The organism is Brevundimonas sp. (assembly GCF_035627475.1).
Taxonomy (GTDB): domain Bacteria; phylum Pseudomonadota; class Alphaproteobacteria; order Caulobacterales; family Caulobacteraceae; genus Brevundimonas.
The window spans coordinates 28,096-48,211 of record NZ_DASPLR010000014.1; the positions used below are offsets into that span (position 1 = coordinate 28,096).

At 71.1% G+C, this 20,116-nt stretch carries 21 protein-coding genes; 11 read left to right on the top strand and 10 right to left on the bottom strand.

What is annotated here, in order from left to right:
• The 4 genes from VEA62_RS03365 to VEA62_RS03380 form a co-directional block, all read right to left on the bottom strand.
• Positions 1–825 (bottom strand): TIGR02587 family membrane protein, encoded by an 825-nt coding sequence (locus VEA62_RS03365; protein WP_324818388.1) that lies wholly within the window; start codon positions 823–825, stop codon positions 1–3.
• A 48-nt stretch (positions 826–873) separates the two neighbouring features.
• Positions 874–2,433: a serine hydrolase gene (locus tag VEA62_RS03370; protein WP_324818391.1), complete on the bottom strand. Its 1,560-nt coding sequence runs from the start codon at positions 2,431–2,433 to the stop codon at positions 874–876.
• Complete coding sequence (locus VEA62_RS03375; protein ID WP_324818394.1) at positions 2,340–3,218, bottom strand: helix-turn-helix transcriptional regulator; 879 nt, start codon at positions 3,216–3,218, stop codon at positions 2,340–2,342. Before VEA62_RS03375 ends, VEA62_RS03370 begins: the two co-directional genes overlap by 94 nt.
• Before the next feature lie 83 nt (positions 3,219–3,301).
• The gene (locus VEA62_RS03380) at positions 3,302–3,919 is read right to left on the bottom strand and encodes a TetR/AcrR family transcriptional regulator (RefSeq protein ID WP_324818396.1); all 618 of its coding nucleotides are present in this window, start codon (positions 3,917–3,919) and stop codon (positions 3,302–3,304) included.
• Between the two features lie 477 nt (positions 3,920–4,396).
• Here VEA62_RS03380 and VEA62_RS03385 point away from each other — a divergent pair, with 477 nt between their 5' ends.
• Positions 4,397–5,395, top strand: coding sequence for a D-cysteine desulfhydrase (locus tag VEA62_RS03385; RefSeq protein WP_324818399.1), 999 nt, complete (start codon positions 4,397–4,399; stop codon positions 5,393–5,395).
• Between the two features lie 41 nt (positions 5,396–5,436).
• On the opposite strand, the gene VEA62_RS03390 is transcribed toward VEA62_RS03385, so the two are convergent.
• Positions 5,437–6,009, bottom strand: coding sequence for an NADPH-dependent FMN reductase (locus VEA62_RS03390; protein WP_324818402.1), 573 nt, complete (start codon positions 6,007–6,009; stop codon positions 5,437–5,439).
• Between the two features lie 146 nt (positions 6,010–6,155).
• Between VEA62_RS03390 and VEA62_RS03395 the strand changes: the two genes are divergently transcribed.
• From VEA62_RS03395 to VEA62_RS03415, 5 genes are all read left to right on the top strand, one after another.
• Positions 6,156–6,818 (top strand): aspartate/glutamate racemase family protein, encoded by a 663-nt coding sequence (locus VEA62_RS03395; RefSeq protein ID WP_324818405.1) that lies wholly within the window; start codon positions 6,156–6,158, stop codon positions 6,816–6,818.
• Positions 6,819–6,858: 40 nt separating this feature from the next.
• Positions 6,859–7,821, top strand: coding sequence for a nucleoside hydrolase (locus VEA62_RS03400; protein WP_324818408.1), 963 nt, complete (start codon positions 6,859–6,861; stop codon positions 7,819–7,821).
• 121 nt (positions 7,822–7,942) lie between these two features.
• Positions 7,943–8,611 carry an OmpW/AlkL family protein gene (locus VEA62_RS03405; protein ID WP_324818411.1) on the top strand — a complete coding sequence of 223 codons (669 nt, stop codon included), beginning with the start codon at positions 7,943–7,945 and terminating at the stop codon, positions 8,609–8,611.
• A gap of 96 nt (positions 8,612–8,707) precedes the next feature.
• Entirely contained in the window at positions 8,708–9,556 is an 849-nt protein-coding gene (locus VEA62_RS03410; RefSeq protein ID WP_324818414.1) for a ribokinase, read from the top strand.
• A 69-nt stretch (positions 9,557–9,625) separates the two neighbouring features.
• On the top strand, positions 9,626–12,469 hold the full coding sequence (locus VEA62_RS03415) for a pitrilysin family protein (protein WP_324818417.1): 2,844 nt from the start codon (positions 9,626–9,628) through the stop codon (positions 12,467–12,469).
• A gap of 79 nt (positions 12,470–12,548) precedes the next feature.
• On the opposite strand, the gene VEA62_RS03420 is transcribed toward VEA62_RS03415, so the two are convergent.
• The 3 genes from VEA62_RS03420 to VEA62_RS03430 form a co-directional block, all read right to left on the bottom strand.
• Entirely contained in the window at positions 12,549–12,902 is a 354-nt protein-coding gene (locus VEA62_RS03420) for an endonuclease domain-containing protein (RefSeq protein ID WP_324818419.1), read from the bottom strand.
• 83 nt (positions 12,903–12,985) lie between these two features.
• Positions 12,986–13,657, bottom strand: coding sequence for a bifunctional 4-hydroxy-2-oxoglutarate aldolase/2-dehydro-3-deoxy-phosphogluconate aldolase (locus VEA62_RS03425; RefSeq protein WP_324818422.1), 672 nt, complete (start codon positions 13,655–13,657; stop codon positions 12,986–12,988).
• A 61-nt stretch (positions 13,658–13,718) separates the two neighbouring features.
• Positions 13,719–14,549 carry an alpha/beta hydrolase gene (locus VEA62_RS03430; RefSeq protein ID WP_324818424.1) on the bottom strand — a complete coding sequence of 277 codons (831 nt, stop codon included), beginning with the start codon at positions 14,547–14,549 and terminating at the stop codon, positions 13,719–13,721.
• Between the two features lie 45 nt (positions 14,550–14,594).
• On the opposite strand from VEA62_RS03430, the gene VEA62_RS03435 reads away from it, so the two are divergent.
• From VEA62_RS03435 to VEA62_RS03445, 3 genes are all read left to right on the top strand, one after another.
• Complete coding sequence (locus VEA62_RS03435; RefSeq protein ID WP_324818426.1) at positions 14,595–14,849, top strand: Lrp/AsnC ligand binding domain-containing protein; 255 nt, start codon at positions 14,595–14,597, stop codon at positions 14,847–14,849.
• Between the two features lie 64 nt (positions 14,850–14,913).
• Complete coding sequence (locus VEA62_RS03440; RefSeq protein ID WP_324818429.1) at positions 14,914–16,098, top strand: acyl-CoA dehydrogenase family protein; 1,185 nt, start codon at positions 14,914–14,916, stop codon at positions 16,096–16,098.
• A 3-nt stretch (positions 16,099–16,101) separates the two neighbouring features.
• The gene (locus VEA62_RS03445) at positions 16,102–17,220 is read left to right on the top strand and encodes an acyl-CoA dehydrogenase family protein (protein WP_324818432.1); all 1,119 of its coding nucleotides are present in this window, start codon (positions 16,102–16,104) and stop codon (positions 17,218–17,220) included.
• Positions 17,221–17,247: 27 nt separating this feature from the next.
• On the opposite strand, the gene VEA62_RS03450 is transcribed toward VEA62_RS03445, so the two are convergent.
• Both VEA62_RS03450 and VEA62_RS03455 read right to left on the bottom strand, forming a co-directional pair.
• The gene (locus VEA62_RS03450; protein WP_324818435.1) at positions 17,248–17,781 is read right to left on the bottom strand and encodes a DUF4199 domain-containing protein; all 534 of its coding nucleotides are present in this window, start codon (positions 17,779–17,781) and stop codon (positions 17,248–17,250) included.
• A gap of 104 nt (positions 17,782–17,885) precedes the next feature.
• Complete coding sequence (locus VEA62_RS03455; RefSeq protein WP_324818437.1) at positions 17,886–18,299, bottom strand: helix-turn-helix transcriptional regulator; 414 nt, start codon at positions 18,297–18,299, stop codon at positions 17,886–17,888.
• A gap of 109 nt (positions 18,300–18,408) precedes the next feature.
• Between VEA62_RS03455 and hmgA the strand changes: the two genes are divergently transcribed.
• Entirely contained in the window at positions 18,409–19,707 is a 1,299-nt protein-coding gene (gene hmgA, locus VEA62_RS03460) for a homogentisate 1,2-dioxygenase (RefSeq protein ID WP_324818440.1), read from the top strand.
• Positions 19,704–20,090 (top strand): hypothetical protein, encoded by a 387-nt coding sequence (locus VEA62_RS03465; protein ID WP_324818443.1) that lies wholly within the window; start codon positions 19,704–19,706, stop codon positions 20,088–20,090. The genes hmgA and VEA62_RS03465 overlap by 4 nt, the downstream gene beginning before the upstream one ends.
• The last annotated feature ends 26 nt before the right edge of the window (positions 20,091–20,116 follow it).

The window sequence follows — 20,116 nt, forward strand, 5'->3', positions numbered from 1 at the left end:
CTACACCAGCAGGCGGGCGGCGGCGGCCCCGAGGGCGCCGGGGAAGGACAGGACGACGGCGGCGTCGACGATCTCGGTCAGGCCGTGGCCGTCGGTGCGGCCGAACACCCACAGCACATAGAGGCTGACCAGCAGCACCAGGCCGTAGCCGGCGAGGGTGTAGTGGAGGAAGGCGGTGGCCGGATGGCCCTGCTCGTGCTCGCCGGCGAAGCCGGTGCGGTAGACGATGGCGTGCATGACGGCGAGGGAGACGGCGATCAGGGCCACGGCGTGCCACGGCGTCATCCGGTAGGCGATCAGGATCATCTCCTCGGTCGGGGCGACATTGAGGGCGAGGAACAGGGCCCCGGCGACCATCAGGAACAGTTCGCCGGGATAGCGGGCCTCGGCCTCGTCGCCGTCGCCGCGGCCGGCGCTGAGCTGACGCCGGGCCAGCAGGGCCCCCATGGCCCCGGGCACGGACTGCAGGGCGACCTGGCCGACCGACTGGCGCAGCGGCCCGTCCGGCTCGAGGATGGCCATGACGGTCAGGAGCAGGGCGGCGGTCAGATAGCCGACGGCCAGGGCCACGAAGGTGTCGAGCACGGCGTGGACGAGGCCGTGGTGCCGGTGGCTGAAGCCGGCGAAGAAGGCGAGGCCGACCAGCAGCGGCACGGCCGCGAGCAGGAAGACGGCGAGGCGGGCCGGATGCAGGGTGAAGCCGAACCACCACATCTCCATGGTCATCAGCAGCGGCAGGCTGAACAGCAGGGCGCCGGCGAAGGCCCGGCCGAGGTCGCGGGCGTAGGCGGTTTCGCGGCGGGTCTGGACGGCGGCGGGGCTCATGAATACGGCAACGCCTGAGCGGGCGCTCCGCTCCCCGCGCGCGGAACGTCAGTCGATGCGCTCGAACCGCTGGTCCTGCCAGATGACGGCCGTCACGCGTCCATCCGCCCGCTCGAAACGGAAGGGGTCCGGCGGGTCGGCGAGGCCGTCGGAGATGGCGAACAGGTCTGGCGCGGCGGGCTCCAGCGCGCGCCCGACGACGCCCAGGCGGGCGTAGACGACCTCGCCGTCGGCGGAGACGACACAGTCCCCGAGCGTCGGATGGCGGTATCGGCCGGCGTAGGCGGCGCGATCGGCCGCGGTCGGCCGCCAGGCCCAGCCCGCCCACGGTTCGCCGGCGCGGCGCTCGTCGACCTGGGCCATGCGGCGTTCGGCGAAGGCGGACAGGCGCGCGGCGTACCGGGCGCCGAAATCCTCGGGCGACGGGGTCGGTCGGGCCGGATCCTGGGCCGTTTCGAAGAAGGTCTGGATCAGGGTCTGGCTCAACCCTCCGGTCAGGCTGTCGCTCGTCGAGAAGACGGCGATGGCGATCCCCAGCTCCGGCGAAACCGCCATCGACGAACGCATGCCGGTGTAGCTGCCGCCGTGGGCGCGGATGTCGACGGAGCCGAGACGGCAGATGTTCCAGCCGAGGGCGTAGCCCTGGCAGGCGATGACGTCCCCCTCGATCTCCGCGGAGACCTGCCGCGTCTGGGCCTCGCGGACCCATTCGGGACGCACTGCCTCATTGGCCTCGCCCAGCTGGATGGCCAGCCAGCGGGCCATATCGTTCGGCGCCACCACCAGCCCGCCGGCCGCATGCATCAGGTCGTCCGGCTTGCCCGCGAAGGTGTCCCAGCCCCGCGCTCCCATCCAGCGATGATAGGAGGGCAGGCCGTCGAAGCGGCCGGGACGTGCGCCGGAACGAGTCATGCCGGCGGGCTGGAGCAGGGCCGCGTCGAGCCAGTCGCGCCAGTCGCGTCCGGTCTTCAGCTCCAGCGCGGCGCCGTAGAGCAGATAGCCGAGGTTTGAATAGTCGAAGCCGGGCGCGCGCGCTTCGGAGCCGGTCGAGAGCAGGCGGCCATAGTCGCTCGCGGCGACGCGGTCGCTGTAGGCCGTCCGGAAGGTGAGGGCCTCGTTCTCGAACGGACCCTGATGGCTGAGCAGGTCGCGGAAGGTGATGGCCGCCGGCTCGGCGCCCGGCGGCAGGGATGCCTCGGGCCAGATGTCCGCGATGGACTGATCGAGGTCGAAAACCCCTTCGGCGTCCAGCTTCACCGCGAGAAGGCCGACGAAGGCCTTGGTCTGGGACGCGACATAGAAGGGGGTGTCGCCGGTGGCGGCGGGTGACCGGGGATCGGCCGAGAGGCGGCCGTGGGTCCAGACGAGCGGCGGCTGTCCGCGCCGGACCATCACCACCGACAGGGCGGGCGCCGCTCCCGATTGTTCGGCGGCGACGCGGGCGAGGCCGAGCACCGCCCCGGCGGCGTGGTGGAAATCGGCCTCGCTCGCTGGAGCGACCTGCCGCGCCGCGGTCAGGGCCGACGCGAGCTCCGCGTGGCCGGCGGCGGCGGCGGGGTCTGCGAGGATCGAAAGGGCGGACAGGACGGTGAAGAGATGGCGGCGCATGGGGTCTCCGGAACGGCAGCGGCAGACTGGCGGGGCCCGGCGTCGGGATATTGGACGAATGCAACCTGGGCCGTGCGGGCCATCAGCCGGCCCGGAGGCAGGCCGTAGACGTCGCGGCAGGCGCGGGCGAAATGGCTCTGGTCGGCGAAGCCGGCGTCCACGGCGGCGAGCGCGGCGGGGAGACCCAGCGCCTTGAGGCACAGGGCCCGGTCCAGCATCGCGCGGCGGCGGAAGACCGACGGAGGTTCGCCATAGGCGGCGAGGAAGGCTCGTCCCAGATGGACCCGATGGCGGCCCGCCCGGTGTGCGATGCCGGTGAGGCGGGCGCCGGCCGGCGCTTCGATCAGCTGGTCGTGGACGGCGCGCAACCAGGGATCCGGGCGGGGGCGGACAGGCTCGGTGTCGCAGAGGGCGAGCAGATCCCACGCAGCCTCAAGCGCGGCCTCGCCGTCTTCCAGCAGCATCGGCGTGAGGCGGCGCAGGTGAGCGCGCGGCAGCATCGGCGACCAGGCCGGATCGGTGACGGCGGGTCGGCCGTCGGCGCGCGGAGGCGGTTCGAACGTCAGGATCACGGCGCCCGCGGCGCCGAAACGAACTTCGTGACGAAGGCCCTCGGGCCGCAGCCCCGTCCGTCCGGCGGCGATGGCGTGGGCGCCGCGGGAGTCCGTCTCGCAGAAGCCGCCCGCGAGGACCAGGGACAGATGCGCGCCGTCGTGAGCATGGGACGGCTGGCGCAGGCCGGGGGCGTAGCGTTTCAGCCGGGCGGCCGGACGGGCGTCGATCATGGCAATCCACCGGACAAGGCGACTCCTGACCTGAGGCCGTGGCGCGGGCATCCAGATGCGCCGGAGCGGGCCCGTCCGGCGATTCAGTCCGGAAACACCACCAGAAGCTGGTCCAGCGCCGTCTCTATCCGCGCCCAACCGGCCTCGTCGAGGGCGACGCCGCCGACGCCGGGACGGGTTCCGCCGGACAGGGCGAGGTGCTGCACGGCGGCCAGCAGGACGGCGTTGATCGCCACGGCGTCGCCGGTCGGCGGGGTGCGCAGGCGGGGGCGACGCTCGCGCATCCAGGCCTGAAGCACCGCCGAACGCTCGACCTCGATGCGGTTGAGCAGGGGGGAGGACTCAACCAGGGCCCAGGCCATCAGCCGCAGGGTCAGGGGGCTGGCGCGCAGGGCGCCGAGCCAGGCCGACAGGCTCTCGCGGGCGAAGGCGCGCAGCGACTCGGTCCCGGAGGCGGGGGTGGAGTCGAGGAAACGGACGAGGCCGGCGTGGGCGCGGGCGGCGATGCGCTCGACCACGCCGTCGGCGCCGTCGAAATAGCGATAGACCAGCTTGCGGTCGCAACCGGCCTCGGCGGCGAGGGTCTGGACGTTGAGGCCGGGGAAGCCGTCGCGCAGCAGGATGCGCTCGCCGGCCTCGACGATGAGGGCCTCGGTGGCGGAGCGGTCGCGCAGGCGGGCGGGGGCAGGCGATTCGGCCATGCGGGAAGGATGTAGGGTCTTGGGGGCAGGGTCTAGGGTCCAGGGTCCAGGGTCCAGGGTCCACGGTCTTGGGTCCAGGGGCTGGGGGCCAACTGCCGAGGCCCCCGCCCGCCGTCATCCTCGGACGTGATCCGAGGATCGGAGGTGGGGGCGGGACTGTGCGATGGGGACGGCCCAACGCCCGCGCCCGCAGCGCCTCGACGGGGCACCGGACGGTCTGGCCCTCGGGTCAAGCCCGAGGATGACGGTCGATGACGGTGATGGGGAGAGAAGGTAGCGGCCCGGCCTGCGTCGGGGGGGCGTGGCAGAGGCCGGGCCGCTGGTGGACTAGTCGAGCGCGCATCGCCGCTTGGTCCGATCGATAAACAGCGGTCGGCGGGATCGGTTCCGGGCGGTCTCCGACTTTTCTCGTTTCAGGAGTGCGCTTGGGTGCGGGCGGCGATGGGGCTAGTGACGGAGCGCATCAAGGAGCCCGCCATGCACCTCGCCCGTTTCCCCCGCGTACGCCTCGCCCACCTGCCGACGCCGCTGGAGCCGCTGCCGCGATTGTCGGAGGAACTGGGCGTCGACCTGTGGATCAAGCGTGACGACTGCACCGGTCTGGCGGGCGGCGGCAACAAGACGCGCAAACTGGAATTCCTGCTCGGCGAGGCCTTCGAGCAGGAGGCCGATACGCTGGTGACGCAAGGGGCGGTGCAGTCGAACCATGTGCGCCAGACGGCGGCGGCGGCGGCGGCGCACGGCCTGGCCTGCGAGGTCATCCTGGAAGAGCGGACCGGGTCGAAGGCGCACGACTATGTGGCCAATGGCAACGTGCTGCTGGACCGGCTGTTCGGGGCCGGGGTTCGGTTCGTGGCCGGCGGTTCCGATATGCCGGCCGAACTGGAAAAGACGGCGGACGAGGTGCGGGCGCGGGGCGGGCGGCCCTACGTCATCCCCGGCGGCGGCTCGAACCCGGTCGGGGCGCTGGGCTATGTCGACTGCGCGCGCGAGATCGTGGTCGGGGCCGACGAGCTGGACCTGCGGGTCGACCGGATCGTGACGGCGACGGGCAGCGCCGGGACGCACGCCGGGCTGGTTGCCGGCCTGGCGGTGATGGGGGCGGACATCCCGGTGCTGGGCATCGGGGTGCGGGCGCCGAAGGCGAAGCAGGAGGAGAATGTGCTGAAGCTGGCGCGCGAGACGGCGGCCCTGCTGGGTCGGCCGGAGGCGGTGACGGCGGAGATGGTCGCAGCCGACTGCGACTATGTCGGGGAGGGCTACGGCCTGGTGGATCAGGGCGTGATCGACGCCCTGGTGCTGGCGGCGCGGACCGACGGGATCGTGCTGGACCCGGTCTACAGCGCCAAGGCGATGAAGGGTCTGATCGCCCTGGCGCGGAAGGGCGCGTTCAAGGGAGAGACGGTGGTGTTCCTGCACACCGGCGGGGCGCAGGGGCTGTTCGGCTACGAGAGCGTGGTGGGGGCGGGGCTGTAGGAGCTTTCTGCTCCCGCGACGGGAGAAGGATGCACGAGCGCTTACTGCCCCCGCGGCAGCACCGTGTAGACCCGGCCGATGAAGCCGGCGAACTCGGCCATGAAGTTGGTGAGGAACTCCCCGGTGGAGGCGACCGTCACCTCGCCCTCGTCGGTGATCAGGCCAGGCGTGAACTGGATATAGGCCTCGGGCGAGTTCATCAGCGGCGCGTTGCAAAAGCCGAGCACGCTCTTCAGGTGCTGCTGGGCCACCGCCGTGCCGATCGAGCCCGGCGAGGCGCCGATGACGGCCGCCGGCTTGCGCGCGAAGGCGTTGGTTCCATAGGGGCGGCTGGCCCAGTCGATGGCGTTCTTGAGCGGGCCGGGGATGGAGCGGTTGTACTCGGGCGTAACGAACAGGATGGCGTCGGAGGCGGTGATGGCGGCCTTGAAGGCGCGCGCCACCGGCGGATAGTCGGGGTCGAAATCGTAGCTGTAGAGCGGCAGGTCGCGGTAGGGGATCTCCGACAGTTCGAGCTCGTCGGGCGCGAGGCGGGCGAGCGCCAGGGCCAGTTTGCGGTTGATCGAGGCCGCGGCCAGGCTGCCGACCAGATAGCCCACCTTGAAGCGGGTCATGTCCGTTCCTCCATCGATGTGTCGAGGCTGAACCGGCGGGACGGCGCGAAGTTGCAGGACGGGCCGTCGCGGGTCTCGCCGGGCCCGCATTGGCGCCGCGGCGCGATTCCGGCGCATAAGGGCGGCCGAACGGGAGCGGAGGCGAGATGGGCAAGGTGCTGGGCGTGCTGGGCGGGATGGGACCGGCGGCGACGGTGGCGTTCCTGGCGCGGGTGCAGGCGTTGACCCCGGCCGGGCGGGACGCGGACCACATCCGCATCCTGGCCGACATCAATCCGCAGGTGCCGGACCGGCAGCGGGCGCCCGATGCGGCCGAAGCCGTGCTGGGGCAGATGGCCATGCGGCTGCGCGACGCCGGGGCACAGGTTCTGGCCATGCCGTGCAACACCGCCCACGCCCTGACGGGGAGCATCCGCAAGGTCGGCCTGCCCTTCGTCGACATGATCGCCGAGACGACCGGAACGGCCGTGGCGGGCGGGGCGAGGAAGATCGGAGTGCTGGCCACGCCCGGCGGGGAGGCGCTGTACGCGCGCGCGCTGCAGGCGAAGGGCGCAAGGATCGTGCGGCTGGCCGGATCCGACCGCGAGGCGGTGATGACCTGCATCAATGCGGTCAAGGCGGGCGACACGGGCGAGGGGCCGCGGGCGGAGATGAGGCGGCTGGCGGCGGCGCTGGTCGGGGCGGGGGCCGAGGTGGTCATCGCCGGCTGCACGGAGGTGCCGCTGCTGCTGGAGGCGGGGGACGTCAGCGCGCCGCTGGTGGATTCCGCCGAGGTGCTGGCGGCGGCCTGCGTGAAGGCGTGCCGCTGACCCGCTTGCCTGTCGGCGCGCGGCGCTCCATTGCTCGGGCGTGAACAGACAATCCCTCATCATCGATTGCGACCCGGGCGTGGACGACGCCGTGGCGCTGATGCTCGCCTTCGGCGCGGGCGAGTTCGAGCTGCTGGCCGTCACAGCCGTGGGCGGAAACGTGCCGGTGGAGAAGACGGCGCGGAACGCCCGGATGCTGCGCCAGATCGCCGGGCGCGAGGACGTGCCGGTGTTCGCGGGGGCGGAACGGCCGCTGCGGCGCGAGCCGGCGGGGGCGGGGGAGTTCCACGGGGCCGAGGGGCTGGGCGACCTGGCGCCGTTCGAACCGGACGCTCCGTGTGCGGACGGTCATGCGGTGGATGCCATCATCGATCTGGTCATGGCGCGGCCGGAGCGGTCCGTGGCGCTGGCGGTGATGGGGCCGATGACCAATCTGGCGCTGGCCTTGCGCGAGGCGCCGGAACTGGCGGCGCGGCTGGGGCCCGTGGCGGTGATGGGCGGGGCCCGGTCGGAGGGCGGCAACATCACGGCCTCGGCGGAATTCAACATCTGGGCCGACCCCGAGGCGGCGGCCGAGGTGCTGGCCAGCGGCTGCGAGGTGGTGCTGTTCGGCCTCGATGCGACGCACCAGGTGCGGGCGACGGAGGAACGGATCGCGCTGCTGGAGGCGATCGGAACGGCGAAGGCGGCGACGGCGGCGTCAATGATGCGCTTCTCGCAGCGGATCGAGCGCGAGATCGTCGGCTGGCCCTCTTTGCCTGAGTGGGGGCCGCCGGTGCACGATCCCTGTCCGGTGGCGTGGCTGCTGAAGCCGGCGCTGTTTGAACTGGCGCCCTGCCATGTCCGGGTGGAGACGGAGAGCGAGCTGACCCGGGGGCATACGGCGGTGGAGTTCCGCGAGGCGGTGGCGGGAAGTCTGCCGCACCGCTGGGCGACGGCGGCGGACGCGGACGGCGTCTTCGCCCTGATCGCCGCCGCCGTGGGGACGACGGGGACAAACTGACGCAGCTTCCACGGCCAGGGTTTTGCGCCGGCGCAAGGCGGGCCGGCGGATGCGGACGCATGACCCCCGCGACGCCGCACCGGCCGCATGTCGCCGTCGGGCTGCGTCGTGGAAGACGACGATGAAACGGAACATCACCCTGGCCGCCGCCGCCTTGGCCATGACGCTGGCGAGCGGGGCCGCGGGCGGGGCCCTGGCCCAGACCTCGAACGACTGGCAGGTGGCGCGCAAGGGCGACTGGATCGTGACCGGCCGCGTGACCCAGGTGTCGAGCGACGCCGACGATGCGATCACCAATGGGGCGGGCGTCCCCTCGGGCCTGAACGTCGAGGTCGGCGACGACATCATGCCGACGCTGGGCTTCACCTATTTCCTGACCGACCATGTCTCGGTCGAGGCCATCCTCGGCGCGACGCAGCACGAGATCCGGGCGCAGGGGCCTGGCGTCGACGTGGCGGTGCACGAGACCTGGGTGCTGCCGCCCGTGGTCACCCTGCAGTACCGGCCCATGCCGGAAGCGCGCGTCAGCCCCTATGTCGGCGCGGGCGTGAACTACATGCTGTTCTTCGACGGCGAGGACAAGAACGGCTTCACCGTCGATCTGGAAGACGGCTTCGGCTACGCCCTGCAGGCGGGAGCGGACGTCGCCCTGACCGGGCCGTGGACGCTGAACCTCGACGTCAAGAAGGTCTGGTTCGACACCGAGGCCAGCATCAACGGCGGGGCCCTGGAGAGCGACGTGGCGCTCGATCCGTGGGTCGTGTCGCTGGGCGTCGGACGCAAATTCTAGGGCGCTGAACGGCGCCTCTGTGGCGGCGCGGTCGCGGCCGGGGCATAACCGCTCAGGTCCGGCCGCGCCGTGCGGCCCTTCGCCGGGAGGGGCGCCTTGAAGATCACTGTCGTCGGCTCGATCAACCTGGACCTGGTGGCCACCGCGCCGCAGCTGCCGCGGGCCGGGGAGACGGTGACGGGGGCGACGCTGGCGCGCCATCCGGGCGGCAAGGGAGCCAATCAGGCGCTGGCGGCGCAAAGGCTGGGGGCGGAGGTCCGCCTGGTCGGACGGGTCGGCGACGACGCCATGGCCGAGGAGGCGCTGGCGCTGCTGGAGGCCGGCGGGGTCGACCTGTCGGAGGTGGAGACCGATCCGGAGGCGCCGACGGGCGTGGCGCTGATCGCCGTCGATCCCTCGGGCGAGAACCAGATCGTCGTGGCGGCGGGGGCCAATCACAGGATGACGGCGACGCAACTGCCCGCCCGGATCGAGGGCGCGCTGATCCTGCAGCTGGAACTGCCTCTCGATGTGGTCGAGGCGGCGGCGGGACGGGCGACGGACTTCGTCTGCGTCAACCTGGCCCCGGCGCAGCCGGTGTCGGACCAGTTGCTGCGGCGGGCCGACCTGATCGTGGTCAACGAGACCGAGGCGGCCTTCTATGGCGAGGTGCTGCATCAGGGCGGCGGCCGGGTGGTGACGACCCTGGGAGCGAGGGGCGCGGTCATGCACCAGCGCGGCGGAGAGATCGCGCGGGCCGCGCCGCCGAAGGTGGCGGCGGTGGACGCCACCGGGGCGGGAGACGCCTTCGTCGGGGCGATCTGCGTGGCGTTGCTGGAAGGCATGGAGGCGGAGGCGGCGCTATCCTTCGCCTGCGCCGCCGGGGCCCTGGCGGCGACGCGGCCGGGAGCGCAGCCGTCGCTGCCGACGCGGGCCGAGATCGAGACAATCATTACGGGGACGTAACTATGGCTCGCGCCGCCCGCTGATAGGGTCTCGTCCTCTGTTCAGACGTTGATCCTGGGGACCACCGACATGACCCGCACCGCTGCCCTTCTGGGCGCCTCGCTGCTCGCCCTGACCGCCCCCGGTAGCGCCGCCTCGGCCCAGACCGCGCCCGCGCCGGTCAGCGTGCCGCCGCTGGAATACACGCACCGCGAGCTGGCCAACGGGCTGGACGTCTACGCCATGCCCGACCCGAGCGCGGGCACGGTTACGGTGACCCTGTGGTACGACGTCGGCGGCAAGGACGATCCGCAAGGCCGCAGCGGCTTCGCCCACCTGTTCGAGCACATCCTGAGCCGCAAGACGGTCAACCTGCCCTATGGCGAGATCTCGACCATGGTCGAGAACGCCGGGGGCAGCCGCAACGCCTCGACCGGGCAGGATTTCACCAACTACTACGAGACGGTGCCGCCCCAGTATCTGGAGCGGATGCTGTGGACCCACGCCGAGCGGATGGCGCGGCCTGTGGTCGACCAGGCGGTGTTCGACGCCGAGCGGTCGATCGTCAAGGAGGAGCTGCGCCAGCGGGTGCTGGCCCCGCCATACGGCCGTTTCCAGCGCTTCGTGATCGGCGACAACAGCTATGACGAGAGCATCTATCGCCGCAGCGTGATCGGCTCGATCGAGGAGCTGGATTCGGCGACGATCGAGGACGCCCGCGCCTTCCACGAAGCCTATTACCGGCCGGCGACGGCGACGATGATCGTGTCGGGGAATTTCGATCCGGCCCAGCTGGATCGTCTGGTCGACCAGTATTTCGCCGACATCCGCAACCCGGATCGGCCGGTGCCCGTGCTGGAGCGGCCGGTCGAGACGCCGCGCACGGCGCCGCGGACGGTCGACGCCTATGCGCCGAACGTGCCGCTGCCGGCCGTGGGCGTGATCTATCCGGGCGTGCCGGCCAACCATCCGGATGCGGCGGCGCTGGAGGTCATGTCGGCCATTCTGTCCCGCGGCGAGAGTTCGCGCCTGCACCAGGCGCTGGTCTACGAGAGCCAGCTGGCCGCCAACGCCGGGATCGGCGTCAGCAGCAACGAGGAGGACGGCACGATCGTCGCCACCGCCACCGTGGCGCAGGGCAAGGCCGTCGCCGACGTCGAGGCGGCGCTGAACGCCCAGCTGGCGCGGATCCGCGACGAGCCCGTGACCGAGGCCGAACTGGCCGAGGCCAAGACCGAGATCGTCGCCAGCGAGCTGCGCCAGCGCGAGACCGCGTCGGGCCGGGCCTTCATCCTCGGCCAGGCGATCGTCAGCGAGAACGATCCGAAGGCGCCAGACGAGAATCTGGCGGCGATCCAGGCCGTGACCGTCGCCGACGTGCAGCGGGTGGCTCGGACCTGGCTCAACGATCAGGCGCGGGTCTCGGTGCGCTATCAGAACGAGAGCGCCCGCCCGGCGGGGACGCCCGAGGACAGCTGGCGCAATCCGGCCCCCGTCCCGACCTTCCTGAGCGTGCCGCCGGCCGTTCTGCCGGCCAATGAACTGCTTCCGGAGGGCCAGCGCATGGCCCCGCCGGCGCTGGGCGAGGCGCGCGCCGTGGTCGCGCCCTTGGTGGCCGAGCGCACCCTGCCGAACGGGCTGCGGATCATCGCCGCGAAATCGACCGACCTGCCGATCATGAACGCCCAGCTGGTGCTCGGCGGCGGGGCGGCGGCGGATCCGGCCGACCGGCCGGGACTGGCGTCCCTGACGGCGGCGCTCGCCACCCAGGGCGCCGGCGGACGCCCGGCCCCCGAGATTGCCCGGACCCTGGAGGCGCTGGGCGCCAATATCGGCGGCGCCGCCGGCGCCGACGCCACGCAGATGTTCGTGTCCGCACCCATCGCCTCGGCCGCCGAGGTAGGCGCCGTACTGGCCGACGTCGTGCAGCGGCCCGACTTCGTCGAGGCCGAAGTGGCGCGCAGCCGCACCCAGGCGGTCAATGGACTGCGCGTCAACCTGAGCCAGCCGGGACCGCTGGCCTCGCTCGTGCTCAACCGGCTGGTCTATGGCGCGGCCCCATACGGCGCCCCGAGCTCCGGCACCCCGGAATCGGTCGCCGCGATCACGCGCGACGAGATCGTGAGCTTCCACGAGCGCTGGTGGCGGCCCGACAACGCCACGGTGGTCGTCACCGGCGGCATGGAGCCGGAGGCGGCCTTCGCCTGGGCGGAACAGGTGCTGGGCGGTTGGGACCGGCCCGCAGAGCCCAGGCCGACGATCGGCGAACGGGCCGGACCGCCGGCCGGGCCGCGCGTCGTGGTGATCGATCTGCCGGGCGCGGGCCAGGCGGCCGTGACGGCGGCGGTGCGGGCGCCGCGCCGGGGGGACGCCGCCTATTATCCGCTGTCGGTGGCCAACGCCGTCATGGGTTCGGGTCAGAACGGGCGGTTGTTCCAGGAGGTCCGGGCCAAGCGCGGGCTGAGCTATGGCGCCTATTCCACGCTCGGCGCGCGGGCCGAGGGCGGCGCCCTGATCGCTTCGACCCAGACCAAGAACGAGAGCGCCGCCGAGGTCGTCGGGCTGGTGCTGACCGAGTTCGACCGGCTGGCGACGGAGCCGGTGCCGGACCAGGCGGTGACCGACCGCGAGACTTTCATCACGGGCGGATTCCTGCGCTCGCTGGAGACCACCGGCGGACTCGGCGGCCTGCTGGCCGGTGCGGTGATCGACGGCCTGCCGCTGTCGGAGATCGAGACCTATCCGCAGAAGATCGCGGCCACCACGCCGGACAGCCTGCGCGAGGCGGCGTCGATCGTCAGCGCCGACCAGGCCATCGTGGTGGTGGTCGGTCAGGCCGACATGTTCATCGACGCCCTGCGGTCGGCCCATCCGGAGGTGGTGGTGATCCCGGCGGCCGAGCTGGACCTGAACAGCGCGACGCTGGGGCTGTGAAGTCACTTTCCTCCCCGTTCGAAGGGCGAATGGGGAGGGGGACCGCGAAGCGGTGGAGGGGCTGGTTGATCCGGACCCGCTACCGGGCACCCGCCGCCGCACTTATGCCGGCCAGCACACCGTCCAGATTGTCCCGAATCGCGAGCGCTCGGTAACGCAGGACGGCGATGCCCCGGGTTTCCAGCCAGATCGTCCGCCGACGATCATGCGCCATCTGTTCCGGCGTGCTGTGGACCGCGCCATCGACCTCCACCGCGAGCTTCGCCGAAGCGCAGTAGAAGTCGAGGATGTAGATCCCGATCGAATGCTGCCTGCGGAATTTCAGGCCATCGAGACTGTGACCCTTGAGGCAACGCCAGAGCCGCGCCTCGGGCGGCGTCATGCGGCGTCGCATACGGGTGGCGCGCTGATAGATGATCGGGTCTGAACCCACCGGCCCCTCCACCGCTTCGCGGTCCCCCTCCCCATTGCTGCGCAACGGGGAGGAAAGGCCAGAGGCTTCCTATCGGAGGTGGTTTACCGAGCCCGGAACGCCGCGATCGCGTCCACCGTCTTCCTCACCTGCGCCTCGATCCCGGCCCAGTCGCCGGCTTTCACCGCTGCGTCGGTAACGAGTTTCGAACCCATGCCGGCGGCGACGATGCCGGACCCGAACCAACGGGCGATCGAGGCCTCGTCGGGGTCGACGCCGCCGGTGGGCATGATCCTGGTCCACGGCATGGGCCCGAGCACGGCCTTGACGAAGTCCGGGCCGCCGACGGATGCGCCGGGGAATAGCTTGACGATATCGCAGCCCAGCTCGTGGGCCTGGCCGATCTCGGTGACCGAGCCGCAGCCCGGGAAGTAGGCGGTCATGCGCCGGTTGCAGACGCGGGCGACCTCGGGGACGAGGCAGGGGCTGACGATGAAGCGGGCGCCGCGATTGAGGTAGAGGGCGGCCGTACCGGCGTCGACGACCGAGCCGATGCCGAGGATGATGTGGGGGTCGGTTTTCTGCAGCTCGCGCGAGATGTCGCCGAACAGGTCGACGGCGAAGTCGCCGCGGTTGGTGAACTCGATCACAGGCGCTCCGCCGCGGGCGCAGGCGCGGATGACGTTCAGGCAGACGGCCGGATCCGGATGATAGAAGACGGGGGCCACGCCCTGGGCTTCGAGGGCGGTGAGGACGGCGAGGCGGTCGTGGCGCATGGCGGGCTCCGTATTGCGTCCTGACTCGACCGTGCGGGAGCGGGCGTCAAGACCGGGGCTGTCACGCCGTGTTTCCGGGCGGCTTGGCCAGTTCGACAATCCGCCGCACCATCTCGCTGTCCGGGTCGAACAGTGGGTCCAGCACGGTGAAGTGGTTCAGGCCGGGGAGGGCTTCATAGCGTGTCTGGACGCCCTGGACTTCCCAGAGATCGGCCATCATCCGCGACTGGCGCAGGAACTCGGGGCTCTCGTCGCCGCCGACGAGGCAGTCGAGCACCGTGCCGCCGGGGGTGGATCCGTTGGGGACCGGCCAGTGGATGGGACTGAGGGCGGCGGCCTCGGCCGCGTCGAGGCGCAGGGCGACGTTCAGCGAGGTCGGGATCAGGGGGGCGAGGTCGAAGACGCCGCTGATGGCCACGGCGGCCGAGGCCCGGGCTTCGCTGAGCATGCAGGCCGCCATGTGCCCGCCCGCCGAGTGGCCGAAGACGACGGGGCGGCCGCCGGTGCGCTCGCGCACCGTGTCGGCCGCGCGTCGGACCTGGCGCAGGATATGGCCGAGGCGGACGGCCGGGGCGAGGTCGTAGGAGGGGATGGCGAGGCTGACGCCATGGGCGTTGAGCGCCGGGGCCAGGCCGGAGAACCAGCTGCGGTCCAGCGCCTGCCAGTAGCCGCCGTGCAGGAAGACGGCGACGGGGGCGTCGTCTCCCGCGGAGAACAGGTCCATGACCTCGCGCTCGCCGGAGCCGTAGGCGATTTCAAGCGGGGGAGTGGCGGCGCGCGCGGCTTCGGCGGCGGCCCGCCAGCGCAGCATGACCGCCTGGTGGTCGGGCACGCGGGCGCGGTTGTTGTACTCGGCTTCGAGATCGATCGCCGCTTCGCCCTTACCCGCCACGCAACCATCCGCTAGACAGCACCCGACCACCGGGAGCGACGCGCCATGATGACCGCCATCTTCGTCTTCATCAAATGCGAGCTGGGCCACGCCAACGACGTGGCGGCGGATATGGTCGACAATGTCGAGCACGTTTCGGAGGTCTATTCGACCTCGGGCCAGTACGATCTGCTGGCCAAATTCCAGCTGCCGAAGGATATGGACATCGGGACCTTCGTGACCAGGTCGGTTCAGACGCGTCCGCATATCCGCGACACGTTCACGGTGATCACCTTCTCGCCGTTCCTGCCGACCAAATAGGCCGCTGACGCTGACGTAACGTCACCCGTGAATCGCTGCTAACGTCCCGGCGACGGAGGCGTGAATGACCGATCTCGATACCTTCCGCGCGGAGACGCGGGCCTGGCTGGAGGCGAACTGCCCGGCGGAGTGCCGCGGGCCGGTGAAGAGCGACGAAGACCGGGTCTGGGGCGGGCGCAACGCCGTCTTCCCGACGCCGGCGCACAAGACCTGGCTGGAAAAGATGGGCGCGCGCGGCTGGACCGCGCCGGAGTGGCCGACGGCGTACGGCGGCGGCGGGCTGAGCCGGGAGGAGGCCAAGGTGCTGGCGTCCGAAATGCGCCGCATCGACGCCCAGGCGCCGCTGGCCAGTTTCGGGGTGTGGATGCTGGGCCCGGCCCTGCTGCAGTTCGGGACCGAGGAACAGAAAAAGCGCTTCCTGCCGGAGATCGTGCGGGGCGAAATCCGCTGGTGCCAGGGCTATTCCGAGCCGGGGGCGGGGTCGGACCTGGCCTCGATCCAGACCCGGGCCGAGGATCGCGGCGATCACTGGATCGTCAACGGTCAGAAGGTGTGGACGTCGTATGCCGATAAGGCCGACTGGATCTTCTGCCTGGTGCGGACCGATCCGGAGGCGCCGAAGCATCTGGGCATCTCCTTCGTGCTGTTCGACATGACGACGCCGGGGGTGAGCACGCGGCCGATCACCCTGATCAGCGGCAAGAGCCCGTTCTGCGAGACCTTCTTCGACGACGTCCGGGTCGAGAAGGCGAACCTCGTCGGGACGCTGAACCGCGGCTGGGACGTGGCCAAGGCGCTGCTGGCGCATGAGCGGACCATGATCGGGGCCATGGGCGAGATGGGCGGGGGGCGGCCGCTGGGGCAGGTGGCGACCGGCTCGATCGGCGTGGACGAGGACGGCCGTCTGGACGAGCCGATGCTGCGGGCGCGGATCGCCGAGCTGGAGGTCGATGCGGCGGCCTTCCGCCTGGCGATGGAGCGGACCGGCGACCTGCACAAGGCGGGGCAGGCGCATCCGGCCATCGCCTCGATGCTGAAATACTACGGCTCGGAGCTGAACAAGCGGCGCCACGAGCTGCTGATGGCGGCGGGCGGCGCGGACGCGCTGGAGTGGGAGGGCGAGCGGTCGCGCGAGGGGGCGATGGCCCGCGACTGGCTGAGGACCAAGGCCAACTCCATCGAGGGCGGGACGTCGGAGATTCAGTTGAACATCATCGCCAAACACCTGCTTCAGCTGCCGGGAGCCTGACGGATGCCGCTGATCCTGACCGAAGAGCAGACCATGCTGAAGGAGGCCGCGGACGGCTTTCTCAGTGAGAACGCGCCGATCGCGCACCTGCGCAAGCTGCGCGACAGCCGCGATCCGGACGGGCTGTCGCGCGAGCTGTGGCGGGCGTTCGGGGAGATGGGGTTCGCGGGGGTCGTTATTCCTGAGGCGCACGGCGGCTCGGGACTGGGCGCGGTCGAGGCCGGGGTGGTGGCGGAGGCGCTGGGGCGGACGCTGACGCCGTCGCCGTTCATGGGCTCGGGCCTGCTGGCGGCGACGGTGCTGAAGGGCGGGTCGGCGGCGCAGCAGGCGGCCTGGTTGCCGCGGATCGCGGCGGGCGAGGCGATCGTGGCCCTGGCGGTGGACGAGGGGCCGAAGCACGCGCCGGCGCGGATGACGACCATGGCCGAGCGGTCGGGCAACGGCTTCCGGCTGAACGGCGCCAAGGGCTTCGTGCTGGACGGCCATGTCGCCGACGCCCTGATCGTGGCGGCGCGGACGGAGGAAGGGATTGGCCTGTTCCTTGTCGATCCGTCCACGGACGGTGTGGCGGTCGAGCGGACGGTGATGGTCGATGCGCACAATGCGGCGCGGGTGACGCTGACCGATGTCGAGGTCGACGCGGACGCGCTGATCGGTTCGGTCGAGGGCGGCGAGGCGCTGCTGGAGGGGGCGTTGAACCTGGGCCGGGCCTGCGCGGCGGCGTCGCTGACGGGGGCCGGGGATCAGGCGTTTCAGACCACGCTCGAATACCTGCGGACGCGGAAACAGTTCGGGAAGCTGATCGGCGAATTCCAGGCGCTGCAGCACCGGGCGGCGCATCTGTTCAGCGAGATCGAGATCGCCCGGGCGGCGGTCATGGGGGCGCTGCAGGCGCTGGACGCGGGCAAGGAGAGTGCGCCGCTGGCGGTGTCCGTGGCCAAGGCCAAGGCGGGCCGCGTCGCCGAACTGGCGGTGCAGGAGGCGGTGCAGATGCACGGCGGCGTCGGCATGACCGACGAGTTCGACGTCGGCCTGTTCATGAAGCGGGTGCGGGTGCTGAACGAACTGCTGGGCGACGCCGGCTTCCATCAGGAGCGGATGGCGCGGAGCCAGGGATTCTGACTCCGCGGCCTCGTCGCGGCGCGTGGCTCAGGCCGGCGTCCGCGCCGGCAGGAAGCGGCTGTTCCTGAGCAGGGCGGCGCTGACGATCGACACTAGCAGGCCGACGGGGAATATCTCGGCGAAGGTCAGGGGCATGCGGAACCACGGCGACCGGTACTGCACGATCATCTGGTTCATCTGCGTCTCAAGCTGGCGGTAGGCCTCTCCGCTGAGCCCCTCAGCGCGCCGCGCCTCGAGGGTGGCCGAGGCGTACTGCGCCATGAATTCGTAGTTGGTCGCGGCGAGATAGGCCTCCCAGATCAGCACATAGGCGAGCGAGGCGATCAGGGAGATGGCGAGCCCCACGCCAAGGGCCGGGAAGAAGCGGATGACGCCGCCGCCGGCCTGATCCCGGTGCTGCTTCACGCCCATGAACACGGCCGCCATGCCCAGAAGCATGATCAGGTAGCCAAGCCAGACACTGCCGTGAGGCCGGTCGCCGCCAATGACGATGGTGGCGATAATGCCGGCGATGATGATCAGACCCCCGATGAGTCCGTAGATGATGATGATGCGAGCCATGGCCGCCTCCCCTCGTTGAGTTCTCCCCGATCCTCGCCCCCCGGACCGCCGGGCGCCATCACCCGAACGGGTGAATTCGGCCCGGTCGCCCGGAAGCAGGAGGCTCAGGGGATCAGGTCCAGACGCCGGGCGCGGTCTATCGCCTCGGTGCGGCGACGGACCTCGAGCTTGGCGTAGAGCCCGGCCAGGTGGGACTTCACCGTATTGGGCGACAGGCCCATCTTGCGGGCGATCTCCTTGTTTGACCGGCCGGAGGCGAGGGCTTCCAGAACGCGCAATTCCTGGCCCGTTATGCCGGTCGCCTCGAGCGCCCGGTCGTTGCGGGCGAAGCCGGGTCCCCGCCGGCGCGCCGCCATGCACCATCCGATCCAGAGTCCGCCCGCGGTGAAGGCGGCGACGACGACGAGAACATAGAGCTCGAAGGGAAGGGCTCCGCTCAGCAGGTTGAGCTTGAGCCACTGCAGGCCGAAGCCGCCGGCAGCCAGAACCAGAGCCGAGACTGCAATCGTTCGCCGCATCCGCCGATGATGCGCCCCCGGACCACAACGTCAATCCGGCACCGCTATGGAGCCAGACGTTGGCTTTCGAGGTCCGCCTGTCCTAGATCGAGGGAACGGGAGACACGCCATGACGACTCGCGCCAACGCGCCTGAGTATATGCCGGGCTTCGGCAATCATTTTTCGACGGAAGCTGTCGCGGGCGCCCTGCCCGAGGGACGGAATTCGCCGCAGCGCACGCCCATGGGGCTGTATGCGGAGCAGCTGTCGGGGACGGCGTTCACGGCGCCCCGCAGCGAGAACAGGCGCTCGTGGCTGTACCGGCTGAGACCGTCGGCGCAGCATCCGGCCTACAGGCCTTTCCGGCAGGGGCTGGTGCGCTCGGGGCCGTTCCACGAGGCGCCGCCCAACCCCAACCGGATGCGCTGGGATCCGCTGCCGATGCCGACGGAGCCGACCGACTGGGTCGAGGGGCTGGTGACCTATGGCGGCAATGGGGACCCCGACGCGGCGGGCGGGATCGGCATCCACCTGTATGCGGCGAACCGGTCGATGACCGACCGGGTGTTCTACTGCGCCGACGGCGAACTGCTGATCGTGCCGCAGCAGGGGGAGCAGGCCTTCGTCACGGAGATGGGGCGCATCGACGCCCGACCCGGGGAGATCGTGGTCATTCCGCGCGGCGTGCGGTTCCGGGTCGAGGTCGCCGGACCCGTCCGGGGCTATGTCTGCGAGAACTACGGCGCGATCCTGCGGCTGCCGGACCTGGGGCCGATAGGCTCCAACGGCCTGGCCAATCCGCGGGACTTCCTGACTCCCGTCGCGGCCTTCGAGGACGTCGACCGGCCAACCGAATGCATCCAGAAATTCGGCGGCCGGATGTGGACGACGACCTTCGCCCACAGCCCGCTGGACGTGGTCGGCTGGCACGGCAACCTGGCCCCGTACAAGTACGACACGGCCCGGTTCAACACGATCGGGACCGTCAGCTACGACCACCCGGACCCGTCGATCTTCACGGTGCTGACCTCGCCGAGCGACACGGCGGGCACGGCCAACTGCGACTTCGTTATCTTCCCACCGCGCTGGACGGTGGCCGAGGACACCTTCCGGCCGCCGTGGTTCCACCGCAACGTGATGAGCGAGTTCATGGGGCTGGTGCACGGCGAGTACGACGCCAAGGAGGGCGGTTTCGCCCCCGGCGGCGCCAGCCTGCACAACTGCATGAGCGGCCACGGGCCCGACCAGGGTTCCTATGACAAGGCGGTGGCGGCCGACCTGAAGCCGGTGAAGATCGAGAACACCCTGGCCTTCATGTTCGAGACGCGAATGCCGATCCGCACCACGGAATGGGCGCAAACCTCGCCGACCATGCAGCTGGACTACGACGACGTCTGGACCGGATTCGAGAAGGGGCGAGCGACATGAAGCGTTTGATGATGGCGGTGGCCCTGCTCGCGGCGGCGTGCCAGCCGATGCCGGCCGCGGACGGCGGCCGCACCGATCTGGCCGAGGCGGCGCCGGTGGCGCAGACCGGCGCGGATGACGCCGCGGCCTGCGCCGCGCGGGGCGGCAAGATGCTGCCGCAAGGCCGGATGCAGACCGTGCGCTGCGTGGTTTCCTATACGGACGCCGGGACGCGTTGCACTGACGGCGACCAGTGCCAGGGCGATTGCCGGGTCGAGGACGTGGCCGAGGCGCCGCGGGCCGGCGCCGCGGCCGTGGGCCAGTGCCAGGCCACCAGCAGCCGGTTCGGCTGCTACACCACGGTCGAAGACGGCAAGGCCGAAGCCACGATCTGCGTCGACTGACCGGATGCATCCGGCGTCGAGCGGCG